The following is a 14,874-nucleotide window of genomic DNA, read 5'->3' as shown; positions in this document are numbered from 1 at the left end:
GCGCTCGTGTGGCCGCTATTGTGGGCGCAGTCAGTGGGTTCCACGGTCAGAGGAAGTAGTTCGTGCTCAACACTTTCGTCGAAACATTGTTCGCCCAGGTCGAGAATCGGCCGGCCGAGGTGGTGTATCGGTTCTTGGACAATGGTGACGTCGATGGTGTCGTGCACGAATTGTCTTATGCCGAACTGGGGCGGCGGGCCCGCGCGATCGGCGCCGTGCTCCAGGATTCCGCGCCGCGGCGGGCGCTGCTGCTGTATCCGGCCGGGCCCGAGTTCGCCGAGGCGTTCTTCGGGTGTCTGGTCGCCGGGGTGGTCGCGGTGCCTGCGCCGCTGCCGGAGTGGGAGAACCGGTCACTGCGGCGGTTGCGGCGGATGGTGGCCCACGCCGAGGTCGACATCGTGCTGGCGCCGCGCCGGATCCTCGCCGAAGCGGCGGCGCTGGGAGCCGAGATCCCGGAATTGGCCGGGGTGCCGTGGCTGTCGACCGACGACCTGCCCAGCGCGGCGGCCCTGCGCTGGCGCGAACCGGAGCTGCGACCGGACTCGGTGGCGTTCCTGCAGTACACCTCCGGCTCGACCAGCGCGCCGCGCGGCGTGGTCCTCACCCACGCCAACCTGCTGCACAACCAGGCGGCGCTGACCGCAGGGCTGGGCCACGACCGGATCGCCGACCACGACGGCGCGCTGTTCGCCAGCTGGCTGCCGATGTACCACGACATGGGACTCATCGCGCCGCTGCTGCACACGGTGTATCGCGGCGCGCACTCGGTGCTGATGTCGCCGCTGCACTTCCTACAGCGGCCCGAGCGGTGGTTGCGCGCCATCTCCACCTATCGCGCGCACACCAGCGGTGGACCCAATTTCGCCTACGAACTGTGTCTGCGCCGGATCGCGCCCGAGCAGCTCGACGAGCTGGACCTGAGTTCGTGGCGGTGCGCGTTCAACGGCGCCGAGCCCGTGCGGGCGGGCACGGTGCGCCGCTTCAGCGACACCTTCGCCCGTGCCGGGTTCCGCGCGACGGCCCAGCAGCCGGTCTACGGCCTGGCCGAGGCCACGCTGATCGTCACCGCCCCGTCCACGACCGCCGCGCCGACGATCATGCCCGCTGCGGAAAGTCCCACGCGCGGCGGCGAACTCGTCGGCGTCGGTCGCGCGGTGCCGGGGATCTCGCTGTCGATCGTCGATCCGGACAGCGGATCCGAGCGCGCGGAGGGGGAGGAGGGCGAGATCTGGGTGGCCGGTGACAGCGTCGCGGCGGGCTACTTCCACGACGATGCGGCCACGGCCGAGGTCTTCGGCGCCGAGCTACCCGGGCACGACGGGCGGTTCCTGCGCACCGGTGATCTCGGATTCCTCTCCGGTGGTGAACTTTTCGTCACGGGCAGGCGCAAGGATCTGGTGATCGTGGACGGGCGCAATCACTATCCGCAGGACATCGAGGTCACCGTCGAGGCGGCTCACAGCGGGGTCCGGGCGGGGTGTGTGGCGGCGTTCTCCGTCGATCTGGACGGGGAGCAGCCGGTCGTCGTCGCGGAGGTCCGCGGGACCGACCCCGCCGAATTGTCGGCGATCGAAGGTGCTGTGCGGGCCGCGGTGGCGACCGAGCACGGCCTGACCGTGGCCGCGGTCCTGCTGATCCGGCCGGGCACCATCTTCAAGACCAGCAGCGGGAAGATCCAGCGCTCGGCGTGCCGGGCGGCCTACCTGTCCGGAGAACTGCTGACCCTGCTGGCCGGTCCCGTGCGCTCGCCGGAGGGCGAGATCGCCGACGTCGAGGCGGACCTCGCCGCGGAGCCCGAGGTCGACGAGCCCGCGTCGGCCCTGTCGGCGGAGGCAGTGCGGGACTGGCTGGTGACCGCGATCGCTCGCCAGGCCCTGCTGGATCCCGAGCGGGTCGACGTGCACCGCCCGCTGGTCGAATTCGGTTTGGGGTCAGCGGATCTGGTGGAACTGGTAGTCGACCTGTCCGACTTCGCCGGGCGCTTCATCGACACGAACCTCTTCTTCGACCACCCCACGATCGACGGTGTCGCGACCGTCCTGGCCGCACCGGCCGAGGGCGTGGTGGCGCACGCTCCGGTCGTCGACGCGGTAGCGACCGAGGACACCGACGACGACGGCATCGCGATCATCGCCATGTCGTGCCGGTTCCCCGGCGCCGCCGATTCCCCCGAGGCACTGTGGCGGCTGCTGGACGGCGGGGCCGACGGGCTGGGCGAGGTGCCGCCGGGGCGCTGGGACATCGACGGCCTGTACAACCCCGACACGACCGCGACCGGCACCGCCTATACGTTCCGCGGCGGATACGTCGACGGGATCGACCGTTTCGACGCCGCGTTCTTCGGCATCGGTCCCCGTGAAGCGGCGGTCATGGACCCCCAGCAGCGGATGATGCTGCACCTGGCCTGGGAGGCCATCGAACGCTCGGGACGTGATCCCCGGACCTTGCACGGCAGCGCCACCGGCGTCTACCTGGGCGTGTACAGCACCGGGTATCTGGCCGACCCGGCACCCGAGCAGCTGAACGGGCAAGTGGGAACCGGACTTTCGCCGAGCGTCGCCTCGGGCCGGATCTCCTACACACTGGGCCTGCACGGCCCGGCCGTCACCCTGGATACCGCGTGCTCCTCCTCGATCGTGGCGATGCACCTGGCGATGCAGGCGCTGCGGGCGGGGGAGTGCGATCTCGCGCTGGCGGGTGGCGCCACTCTGCTCATGTCGCCGGTCGCTCATATCGAGCTGTGCCGGTTGGGCGTGCTGTCCCCGACCGGCCGGTGCGCCCCGTTCTCCGCCGACGCGGATGGGACGGTGTGGGCCGAAGGCGCGGGCATGGTGCTGCTCAAGCGGCTGGGCGACGCCCGCCGCGACGGTGACCGGGTGCTCGCGGTCGTACGCGGGTCCGCGGTCAATCAGGACGGCCGCAGCCAGGGCCTGAGCGCGCCCAACGGCGCCGCGCAGGAACAGGTTCTGCGCTCGGCGCTGCGGGTATCGGGGCTGACCCCGCACGACATCGACTACGTGGAAGCGCACGGCACGGGCACCGCGCTGGGCGACCCGATCGAGGCGCGGGCGCTGGCCCGGGTGTACGGGCCGGGCCGGGATCCGGTGCGGCCGCTGGGGATCGGCTCGCTCAAGTCGAACCTGGGCCACACGCAGGCGGCGGCGGGCGTGGCGAGTGTCATCAAGCTCGTGCTCGCGCTCGAGCACGAGCGTATCCCTGCCACGTTGAACGTGAATGTCGCGTCACCCCATGTCGATTGGGAGCGCAGTGGGGTCGCGGTGCACGGGCAGACTTCCCCGTGGCGACGCGGCGACCGGCCGCGCCGGGCCGGGGTGAGTGCGTTCGGGCTGAGCGGTACGAACGCGCACCTGATTCTCGAAGAACCCGCACCGAGCCCCGCGCCGGTCGCGTCCGGCCGCGAGACCGCGGTCGCGCTGCTGCCGATCTCGGCGCGCAGCGAACGATCGCTGCACGGGCAGGCCGTGCGGCTGCTCGACCTCGTGCTCGCCGATCCCGGCGCCGAGCCGTGGTCGGTGTCGCGGGCGCTGAGCACCGAACGCAGTCAGTTCGAGCGCCGCGCCGTGCTGGTCGCCGCCGATCGGGACGAGATGATCGGCGCGCTGCGCGACCTGGTCGACGGGCGGGCCGCGGCGAATGTCGTGGTGGGCGACGGTCCGGTGCTGACCACCGCGAAGACCGCCTTCGTCTTCCCGGGGCAGGGCATGCAGTGGGTCGGCATGGCGCGGGACCTGCTCGACGAATCGGCGGCGTTCCGTGCCGAGTTCGAGCTGTGCGACAAGGCATTCGGTCCGTATCTCGGCTGGTCGCTGACTGCCCGGCTGGCCACGCTGAGCACCGCAGATCTGATCGACTTCCCGGTCGTGCAGCCGGTGCTGTTCGCGACCATGGCCGCCTTGACCGCCACCTGGCGGGCGGCGGGTGTGGCCCCGGACGCGGTGCTCGGGCACAGCCAGGGCGAGATCGCCGCCGCGTACTGCGCGGGTGCGCTCGACCTCGACGATGCCGCCCGGATCGTCGTCACCCGCAGCCGCCTGATGCAGGCCATCGACGACCCGGCGGCGATGGCGATGATCGGGTTGCCCGAGGCCGAGGTGGCCGCGCGGCTGCTCGCCTACGACGGCCGGATCTCGATCGCCGCGGTGAATATCCGGCGATCGACCATCGTGGCCGGTGAACAGGCCGCCGTCACCGCGCTGCTCGCCGAACTCGACGATGCGGGCGTCTACACCCGGCTCGGTGCGGCGGGGCCGGGCCTCGCCGGGCACTGCCGGATCATCGAGGAGATCCGCGACGACCTGACCGCGCAGCTGGCCGACCTGTCCGCGAACGTGCCGACCATCCCGTGGTATTCGACGGTGACCGGCGAGCCGATGACGCTCGCGCCGACGGGACCGGACTACTGGTACCGGAACGCGCGCGAGACGGTGCGCTTCGCCGCCACCGTCGAGCGGATGATCGGTGACGGTGTCCGCTACTTCGTGGAGCTGGGCGCGCATCCGTCGTTGACCGCGGCCGTACGGACCGTCGCGGAGGAACTCGGGCGGGACGTGATCGCCGTCGGGTCGCTGGTGCGCGATCAGGACGGGCCGACGGCGCTGGCGCGGTCCCAGGCGGCGCTGTACGCCGCCGGACACGACCTCGACTGGAGCCGCCTCGCTCCGGGTCCGGGCCGGATCGACCTGCCCACCTATGCCTTCGACGAGCGGCGGTTCTGGACCGACAGTGGTCACCGTGACACGGGCGCGATCGGTCTCGACGACATCGCCCATCCGGTCCTCGGTGCCGTTGTCGCGCAGCCGGATTCGGGTGGCGTCACCCTGACCGGAAGGCTGTCCCGCGCGCTGCACCCGTGGGTTTCCGACCATGCGGGACCCGCCGCGGTACTGGTGCCCGGCGCCGCGCTGGTCGAGTGGGCGGTGCGCGCCGGGGACGAGGTGGACTGCCCTGTCGTCCGCGAACTGGTGCTGCGTGCGCCACTGCTGGTGCCCGAGCGTGCCGCGATCCAGCTCCAGGTGGTCGTCGGCGGCGCGGACGCCGAGCAGCGGCGGACGGTGCGCGTGTACGCCCGCGACGAGCACGATCCGGACGCGCAGTGGACGCTGCACGCCGACGGGCAGCTCGGTGAGGACCTGGGAGTCGCACCGGCGCAGACGGATTCGGCTGTGTGGCCACCGACCGGTGCGGAGCAGGTCGATATCGGCGGGCTCTACGATCGGCTGTTCGATCGAGGTCATCGGTACGGTCCGGTGTTCCGGGCGGTGCGTGCGGCGTGGCGACGCGACGACGACCTGTTCGTCGAGGTCGAACTGCCCGAGCAGGCGCATGAGGACGCGGCCGGATTCGGTCTCCACCCGGCGCTGCTCGACGCTGCCCTGCACGCCACCGCGCTGTTCGCGGGCGACGGCGAGCACGCGCTGCTGCCTTTCGTCTGGTCCGACGTGGTGCTGTCGGCGACCGGCGCGACCGCGCTGCGCGTACGGCTGACTCGGTCGGGGCCCGACACCGTCACCGTGTCCGCGACGGATCGGTCCGGCCGTCCGGTCGTGTCGGTGGGCTCGCTGCTGTCGCGTCCGATCGATGTCACCCGGTGGCAGGGTGCGTCACCGGCGGCGGCCGTGCGTAGGCTGTTCCGCCTGACGTGGACACCGCTCGCGCTGCCCACGGCGACGGGCGGGTCGGGTGTGGTCGAATGGCCCGAGGTCGGCGACACCGTCGTGCTCGCTGTCCCCGAGGGGCAGTCGATCGCCGAGGTCCACACCGTTGCCCAGGGAGTCCTGGCCGAGCTCCAGACGTTCCTCGGCGACCGTCGATTCGAGCGGTCCACTCTCGTGGTTCGCACCCGCAACGCTGTGGACGAGAACCCGCTCGGGAGCAACCTCGAAGCCTCGGCAGCTCTCGGTTCCCCGATCAGCCCGGATCCGGCCGGTGCGGTGGTCTGGGGTCTGGTCCGCTCGGCGCAGTCGGAGAACCCCGGGCGGATCGTCCTGGTCGACTCGACCGACCCGGAGATCGACTACCCGGCGCTGCTCGCCGGCGGCGAACAGCAGGTCGTCATTCGTGACGGTCGCGCGTTCGTGCCGAGGCTGACCCGGCTGCCGGAATCCGCCGGGGCCACGCCGCCGCCCCGGATCACCCTGGGCGACGGCGCGGTCCTGATCACCGGTGCGCCGGGACGCCTCGGCTCGGCACTCGCGCGCCACCTGGCCGACGCCTACGGCGCGCGCGACCTGGTCCTGGTCAGCCGCCGCGGCATCGACGGCCCCGGCGGCGCGGACCTGCGCGACGACCTCGAACAGCGGGGTGTGCGGGTGCGGTTCGCCGCCTGCGACATCACCGACCGATCCGCGCTGGCCGATCTGCTCGACGGGCTGCCGCTGGCCGGTGTCGTGCACGCGGCGTGTGTCCTCGACGACGCCACCATCGGCTCGCTCACCCCGGCCCAGCTGACCGCGGTGCTGCGCCCGAAAGTCGATGCGGCGCACCACCTGCACGAACTCACCGGCGATCGCCCGCTGTCGCTGTTCGTCCTGTTCTCGGCCGCGGGTGGCCTGTTCGGTACCCCCGGCCAGGCCGACTACGCGGCCGCGAACGCCTATCTCGACGCGCTCGCGCTGCACCGCCGAGCGGTGGGCCTGCCCGCACAGGCCCTGGCCTGGGGCGCCTGGGAAGTCGACATGCACGACCATCTGGCCCGCGCCGACATCGCCCGCATCGCCCGCGCCGGGGTCCGCGCGTTCGCCGTCCCCGACGGCATGGCGTGCTTCGATGCCGCTCTCGCACAGGGCGATCCGCTGCTGGTGCCGCTGCTCCTTGACACCGCGGTCCTGCGCCGCTCACCGGCGGTGCCACCATTGCTGCACGGGCTGGTGCGGCGGGCGCCCCGCCGCGCGGTGGCCGATCGCGCGGCGGTCGACGCCGGGGTGAGTTCGCGTTTCGCCGACGAGCTGCGCACCGCGCCCCGCGCCGACGCGGTCGCCACCGCCCTGGCCGCGCTGGCCGGGTGGACGGGCGACGTGCTCGGACACGGCACCGAGACGGTCGACGCCGGGATGTCGCTGCACGGTCTCGGCCTGGATTCGCTGATGGCGGTGGAACTGCGGAACAAGGTGCGTGAGCACACCGGGATCGCGGTGCCGCTGGGCACCATCCTCGCCGAGCAGAGCCTCACCGACCTCGCGGGCTATCTCGTGGACGAGATCGGCCGCCGGGTCGGCGACGACACCGCCGCCGTGGTGGTCGAGGTGCCCGAGGTCGAGGTGCTGCCGGTGACCCGGGACATGATGCGGCTGCTGCGCACCGAACAGCTCGGCATCCCGAGTGCCGCGCAGACCGGTGGCGTCGCGGTCCGGGTGCCGGTACCGGTCACCCGGACACAGCTGAGCGCGGCCGTGGCCCGGCTCGTTCGCCGACATGCCGCCTTGCGCACCACCATCCGGCCCAGCGAGGTTCACGGCCGGGAACTGGCCATCTCCCGTGACGCCGAGGTACCGGTCGGGTGGCGCACGCTGGACCGCCTCGACGACAGTGTCGTGGAGCGGCATTTCCGCGCTCTGATGACACCGCCGTTCGATCCGGCGACCGGTCCGCTGTGGCGCTTCGAACTGCTCGACGCCGGTGCGGCGGGCCAGGTGCTGCTTTTCGGGGCGCACCACGGGATGAGCGATGTGCAGTCGATGCTGCTGGTCGCGGGCGAACTCGCGACGGACCTGTCCGGTGCCCCGCTCGACGACACTGTCACCAACCGGGACTTGCACCAGCTGCTCGCCGCGCAGCCGAGCCGACGCGACGACACCGCGGTGACGCGCTGGGGCGCCGCCTTCGCCGGGGCGCGGCGGCTCGACCTGACCCTCGCCTGCCCCCGCCCGGCCGAGCGCACCTACGGCGCGGGTGCCTCGGCACTCGACCTGCCGGCGGGACTACACGACCGGGTCGCCGACCGGGCACGCGAGCTCGGGATCACCCCGGCCGCCCTGTTCCTGGGTGCGCTGACCGTCGCCCTGGCCCGGCGGCAACGGGTCGATCGGTTCGCGCTCGCGGTACCGGTCGACACCCGCATGCACGCGGACGCGACCGACGCTGTCGGCTACTTCGGTGTGCCCGTGCCGTTTCCGGCGGAGGTGGCCGAGGGCGATCGGGTCGCCGATGTGCTGCGGCGCACCGGTGATCGGCTCCGCACGCTCCTCGCGCCCGGGGCCGGGTTCGCCGAGGTCCTGGCCGCACTGGCCGGGGAGGGGCTGTACCGGGACAACGCGCCGATGGTGGAGGTCTACTTCAATTATCTGCGCGCCAACTCCGCGGTGGCCGCCGCCGAGCTCGTCCCGGTGAGTACCGGGTTCTCCGATCTCGATCTGATGATCGCGGTGCTGCCGGACACCGACCAGGTGTGGTTCACCTACAACACCGACATCATCGACGCGGCGGCCTGCGCCGAATTCGGCAGGTACTACCTCGAGGTCGTCGCCGCGGCGGTCGCCGATCCCGGCGCGTCGGCCGTGTCCGAAAGCGTTGGGCAGCAGTCGACGTCGGGCCTGCGAGTCGCGGTCGGTGCGACATTCGCGCTGGGGCGGCTCCCCGAACTGCTGGCGGCCGCGGCCACCGAGGTGCCACTCACTGTCGCCGAAGCGCCGTACCACCAGGTGCTGTCGTGCCTGCGTGACCCGTCGGGGGTGTTCGCGCAGCCGTCGACCGAGGTCGGTGTCGTGCTGATCCGCGCCGCGGATCTGGAGCGCTTCGGTGACCTCACCGACGCTGTGCTCGCCGAACTGGCGATCGAATTCCCCACGGCGGTCGGCGATGTCGTCGCGCGGACCGGACGGCCGATCATCGTCGGCCTGCTCCCGTCGCTGCGGCCGACGCCGCGGTGCGCGGACTGGGAGCGGTCCGTCGCCGATCGGCTGCGCGACGTTCCCGGCGTCGCGCTGCTCGAGCACGCCGAATGGCACCGATTCCACGTCGTGGACGCCCCGTTCGACGAGCGCACCGAGGTGCTGGCGCATCTGCCGTTCACTCCGGAATTCCAGGCGGCGATGGCGCTGACCCTGGTCGCGACCGTCACCGCGGTCGGCGAGCCGGCGCCGAAGGTCATCGCCGTGGACGGTGACGACACTCTGTGGAGCGGGACCGCGGGCGAAACCGGCGCCGCCGGTGTGCGTTTCGACGCGCCACGGCTGGCGCTGGCCGCCCGGCTGCGGCAGTGGCGCGACGCGGGCACCCTGCTGGTGCTGCTGACCAACAACGACGACGACATCGTGCACGAGATCCTGGAACGTCCGGACAGCCCCTTGCGCCGTGCGGATTTCGCCGCCGTCGCCACCGGGTGGGCGGCCAAGCCGGGACGCCTGGCCGCCGTCGCCGACACGCTGCGCCTGGGACTCGATACCTTCTGCTACCTCGACGACAACCCCGTCGAGATCGCGCGGATGCGCGCCGAGCTCCCCGAAGTCCTCGCGGTGACCTGCCCGCCCGCCGCCGAACTCCCGTCCTTCCTCACCCGGCTGTGGCCGCTCGTTCCGCTCGCCACGACCGCCGAGGACCGGGGCCGGGCCGAGTTCTACCGCCAGGAGTCCGTCCGCGACACCGTCCGCGCCACCGTCGAATTCGAGCAGTTCCTCGATCAGCTCGGCCTCGAGGTGGAGATCGAGGCGCTCACCGACGACTCCGCCACCCGGGCACGGCAGCTCGTGCGGCGGACCACCCAGTTCACCCTCGCCGCCGTCACCGGCGACGACCTGGACCGCTGGCGCACCGAAGGCGAGGTCTGGACCGCCACCGCGCGCGACCGCTTCGGCGACTACGGCCTGATCTCCGTGCTGGCCCTGCGCGTGGACGGCGACAGCCTGCGCGTCACCGGCTGGCAGCTCAGCTGCCGGGCCCTCGGCCGCGGCGTCGAGGAACGGCTGCTGCGCTGGGTCGCCGATCGGGCGGAGGCCCTCGGCTGCTCGACGGTGCGCATGACGGTCGACAACACCGCCCGCAACACCCCCGCGCGCCGCCTGGCCGCCCGCCTGCACGGCCACGACGCCCACGATGACGCGCAGAAGGTGTCAACGACACCGGACCGTTTGCGCGAGTTCCGTTCCTGGCACACCCCCGTGCCCGCGGGAAAGGTGATCCAGTGACGAGCCAGGACGACGTGACCACGGCCCGCAACCCCGTTGTCGACCGGCGCGCCCGCGGCGAGTCCATCGACAGTGGCGCTGCGAGAATGGATGTCGCCGCACTGCTGGCCCGCGTCGGGGTGCCCAGCGGCGAGTCACTCGGCGGTGCCGCCCACCCAGACGCCGCCGCGCCGCGCCGCGCCGACTCGGCTGAGACCATTGAGTATTCGCGTGACCCCACGGATGCCGCCGGGCCGCGCCGTACCGACTCGGCTGAGGCCATCGAGCGCTCGCGCCACACCACGGACACTGCCGCGCCGCGGCGTACCGACGTGGCCGCAGTTATCGGGCACTCGACTGGCATCAGGGAAGCCGCCGCATCTGGCCGCATCGGCGGGAACGAGACTGTCGGGCCGTCGGCTGACACCGCGCTCACCGCCGGGCTCGGTCGTATCGGTGGGGCCGAGGCTGTCGGGCTGTCGGCTGACCTCTCGGGCACTGCTGGTCCGGGCCGGATCGGCGAAACCGAGGGCGGCGGGCAGTCGGCTGACCTCTCGGGCGGCCCGAACGTCCACATGCGAGCCGCCGATGTCGACGAGGTGGCCGCGGCAATTGCGGCCCTGGCCGATCGGTTCGCAGCATCGCCGGTCGGGGTCGACACCGACTTCTTCGACGCGGGCGGCACTTCCATCGCCGCCGTCGAATTCGTCGCGGCTCTGGCACGTGAGCTGGATATCCACCTCGACCTCGACACAGTGTTCTTCGATGCGCGTCCACGGCGACTGGCGCAGCGGTGGCTGGCGGAAAAGGCCGACGGGCCTTTGGCTTTGCAGGAGCCCGTCGGATCGTCGAGCGTGGAATCGCCCGCGCCCGCGAATACCGACGACCTGGCCCTGCTGTTCGCCGATCTGGCCGGAGCGGACCGCCTGCCGGTGGTGGCCGCGCCGGAACCAGTGGTGCCCCGCCGGATCCTGCTGACCGGCGCGACCGGATTCCTCGGCAGCCACCTGCTGCTGGACTTGCTGCGGCACAGCGACGCCCACGTCGTCTGCCTGGTCCGCGCCGACGACGATGCCGCCGCGGCCCACCGGCTCGAGCACGCCCTCCGGGGCTACGCCCTGCCGTGGTCACGGGAGATCCTGCGCCGGGTCACCCCACTCGCCGGCGACCTGCGCAGGCCGCGGCTCGGTCTCACCGCCGCGCGGTGGGACACCCTGGCCGCCGAGATCGACGCGATCGTCAACGCGGGCGCCGCGGTCGACTTCCTGCGCGGGTACCCCTCGCTGCGCGGCACGAACGTGCACGGTCCGCTGATCCTGGCCGAGCTGGCCTGCGCCACGCGATCCAAACCGCTGCACCACATCTCGTCGCTGGCGGTGTTCAACGGCGCGACTGCCACCACCCTCGCCGAGGACGCGCCGACCGCCAACGTCGCCGCCCTGCCCATCGGCTACGACCGGTCGAAATGGGCGGCCGAGGCCCTGCTGCGGCGGGCGGGCGAGCACGGCGTCACGGTGACCGTGCTGCGTCCCGGCGGCATCGGCGGCCACCCCGAGACGGGGGCGCACAATCCGCGCGACCTCAACACCGGCATCACCGCGGCCCTGCTGCGGTTCCGCACCGTGCCCGGATTCCGGTATCTGAACGCGGCGCCGGTGGACTGGGTCAGCCGCGTGGCGGCGCAGATCGTCCTCACCCCGGACGCGTGGGGCCAGACCTATCACCTCACCGGACCGCCCACCTCGCTCGACCAGATCATGGCCGAGACCACGCTGGGCGGCCTGGGCGTCCGCGTCCAGGACTGGGCGCGGTGGTGTGCCGACGTGGTCCGGGCGATCGAGGACGACGCGATCACGGAACTGGAGCCGCTGGCCCAGGTGCTGCGGAGCCCGGTCGCCCGGCGGCAGCTGGCCGCGATGGTGGACACCCCACCCGCGACGGCGACCCGCACCGAGGCCTTCGCCGCCGCCCACGGCCTGCCCGCGCCCGGCCGCGCGGGTCCGGCCCGCGCCCGGATGCTCGCCGCCATGGCCGAGGTGGCCCCGGCGGGCGACCATCCGTACCTGCGATTCCACGAGACACTCAGCGGAACCATTACCCGGACAGGGGAATCCGTGCCGTTCCCGTGCGAACTGCGGTTGACCCTGTCGGTGGCCAACAGCGCCCAGGTCTTCGCGGCGCGCACCCTCGACGTCACCGGGGAGCTCACCTGTCCCGCCCTGCACGAGGATCCACTGCGTGTCGAGGGCACCGCCACGGTCCGACCGCACGAGGGAATCCCGCTGCCCGACGAATTACGGCACCCGATCATGCGCTACCAACTGACCCTGCGTGATCCGGCCTGCGGCACCTGGTGGTGGACCGGCCACAAGTTCGCCGCCGCCCGGCGCCGCTTCGTCCGCCAGCTGGGTACCCAGGTGATCGAACTCGGCCGCGTCGGCGAACCCGGCTCCTACACCGGCGAGGTCGCCGTGCCGATGCACACCTACCTGCCCGATCAGATCGACGGCATCGAGATCGATCCACGACTACCCGAACGGCAACGGCGGCTGGCGAAGATGCTGTGGCTCAGCTGGTTCGGCGGGCAGCTCGGCAAGAGCCTGATGGAGCCCATGCTGCGCGTCGGCATCGACCTGCTCGATCTGCGCCGCGCCCTGCGGAAGGAACACCGCCGATGAGCGAGACCCGGGTGTCCGGCACCGAATCCGAGACGATCACGGTCCGCACCGCCGACGGACTCGACCTGCGGCTGCGCCGCGTCGGCCCCGAGGGCGCGCCCGCGGTGCTGCTGGTGCACGGGCACGGGGTGTCCTCGGAGATGTTCGCGCTGGCCGAGATCCGCAATCTGGTCGACGTCCTCGCCGACGCGGGCTACCAGTCGTGGCTGCTCGACTGGCGCGGCAGCAGCCGCCTGCCCTACAACGTGTCCGGTCCGCCCTACACCCTCGACGATGTCGCGCTCTACGACCTGCCCGCCGCGGTCGCCCGCGTCCGGGAGTCGATCGGGGACCGCCCGCTGTTCGCGGTGGCGCATTGCGTCGGCGCGCTGGCACTGGCGCAGAGCCTGACCGCGGGCTTGCTGCCCGGGCTGGCCGGTGTCGTCGCCCAGGGTGTGTTCCTCACCCCGAAGGTCAGCACCGCGACGCGGGTGCGGGTGCTGGTCGGCAGCGAACTGCTCGGCTCCCGCGTCGGCCACCTCGAATCCGACTTCCGCAAGGTGGGACTGTGGTCGCGGCGCACGCTGCTCTACGCGGCCCTCTCGCGCAAGGGCGACTGCCCGGACCCGACCTGCCGGATGGTCCACCACGGCTGGGGGATGGGCGCCGAACTGTTCGCCCACGAGCACCTCGACCCGCGCACCCACGACCGGCTGGCCGAGCTGTTCGGCGCGATCCCGCTCTCGGTGCTGCCGCACCTGCGCCAGATGGAGCTGGCCCACGCCGTCGTGCGCTGGAACCTCGACGACGACCGCTACCTGGCCCTGCCCGAGAACGCGCTCGACCACGCCGACCGCATCGACTGCCCGGTACTGCTGCTGGCGGGCAGCCGCAACGCGGCCTGGGTCGATTCCAACCGGCTCTGCCACGAGGTGCTCGCGGTGCGCAACCCCGGTCTCGACGTGCGCTACACCGAGATCCCGTCGTACGGGCACCTGGACACGTTCATCGGCCGTGGCGCGGCGCTGGACGTGTTCGGGCACCTCGTCGACTTCCTCGACGAGCACTCAGCTGGGCAGGCGTAGTGGCAGCCCGGCGCGGCGGTAGACGGCATCGATGACGGACATGGTGACGATCGCGTCGTCCGGGGTGGTGGCCACCGGCGCCCCGCGCAGCACGGCATCGGCGAAGGCGTCGAGTTGGTAGTCGTAGGACGGGCGGCGGGGAAAGCGGCGCACCCGCCTGCCGCGGTCGGAGCGGACGGCGAGCAGATGCCCGTAGTGCGGCAGCACCGGATTCAGCAGGCGCATCCGGCCGCGGTCGCCGACGACGGTCGCGCTGATCCGCAGCACGTCCGAGGACCACATCGAGCAGCTGACGCGCCCGGTGTGCCCGGCCGGGAACCGCAACTCGGCCGTCATCGCGCGGTCGATCCGGGGATCGGTGTGCGCTTTCGCCTGCGCGGTAACGACTTCCGGGTGCTGGCCGCCGAGCACACGGGCCATGTGCACGGCGTAGCAGCCCGCGTCCATGAGCGCGCCGCCGGCGAGGTCGTAGTCGTAGCGGATGTCGGAGAACTTCGGCAGCGGGAACGACAGCGCGGTCTCCACCCGCCGCAGGGTGCCGAGTTCGCCGGAGGCGATGACGTCCTCGGCGGCCCGGATCAGCGGGTGGTAGCGGTAGTGGAACGCCTCCATCACCACGCGATCGGAATCCCGTGCCAGCGCGGCGATCTCGCGCGCCTCGTCGGCGTTCGCGGTGAACGGCTTCTCGCACAGGACGTGCTTGCCCGCCGCCACCGCGGCCCGCGTCCAGCGTCCGTGCAGGCCGTTCGGCAGCGGAATGTAGACGGCGTCGATCTCCGGCGCGTCGACCAGTTCCTGATAGTCGTCGAAGACCCGCGCGATCCGGTGCTTGTCCGCGAATCGCGCGGCCCGCGTGCGATCGCGCGCGGCCACCGCCGCGACGGTGACCTCCGGATGGCGCCGGGCCGGACCGACGATCGCCGCGGGCGCGATGGCGGCGGCGCCGAGGATGCCGATTCGGAGCGTGGGGCGTGGGTCTTCGGTCACGAGCAGACGGTAACAACAGATCACGAA

General features: G+C 72.2%; 4 protein-coding genes. 3 read left to right on the top strand and 1 reads right to left on the bottom strand.

Annotated elements, in window-relative coordinates:
* Positions 1-62 precede the first annotated feature (62 nt).
* Genes ACFVW6_RS10630 through ACFVW6_RS10620 form a run of 3 tightly spaced genes read left to right on the top strand, consistent with a single transcriptional unit; the run spans position 63 to position 13,860 of the window.
* Positions 63-10,139 (top strand): HAD-IIIC family phosphatase, encoded by a 10,077-nt coding sequence (locus tag ACFVW6_RS10630; protein WP_378826785.1) that lies wholly within the window; start codon positions 63-65, stop codon positions 10,137-10,139.
* The gene (locus tag ACFVW6_RS10625; protein ID WP_378826783.1) at positions 10,136-12,796 is read left to right on the top strand and encodes a thioester reductase domain-containing protein; all 2,661 of its coding nucleotides are present in this window, start codon (positions 10,136-10,138) and stop codon (positions 12,794-12,796) included. Before ACFVW6_RS10630 ends, ACFVW6_RS10625 begins: the two co-directional genes overlap by 4 nt.
* A complete protein-coding gene (locus tag ACFVW6_RS10620) occupies positions 12,793-13,860 on the top strand; it encodes an alpha/beta fold hydrolase (protein WP_378826780.1) in 1,068 nt (355 codons plus the stop codon). The genes ACFVW6_RS10625 and ACFVW6_RS10620 overlap by 4 nt, the downstream gene beginning before the upstream one ends.
* On the opposite strand, the gene ACFVW6_RS10615 is transcribed toward ACFVW6_RS10620, so the two are convergent.
* Entirely contained in the window at positions 13,843-14,847 is a 1,005-nt protein-coding gene (locus ACFVW6_RS10615; RefSeq protein WP_378826778.1) for a Gfo/Idh/MocA family protein, read from the bottom strand. The two genes, ACFVW6_RS10620 and ACFVW6_RS10615, sit on opposite strands and share 18 nt — an antisense overlap.
* Positions 14,848-14,874: the final 27 nt, after the last annotated feature.

It is taken from the genome of Nocardia sp. NPDC058244, from assembly GCF_042882065.1.
GTDB lineage: Bacteria > Actinomycetota > Actinomycetes > Mycobacteriales > Mycobacteriaceae > Nocardia.
Note: the sequence above shows the minus strand (reverse complement) of the source record. Positions and strands in the feature narration are given on the sequence as shown.

Coding starts and splice junctions, on each gene's coding strand:
- ACFVW6_RS10620 (WP_378826780.1), top strand. CDS start 12,793: ATGAGCGAGACCCGGGTGTCCGGCACCGAATCCGAGACGATCACGGTC.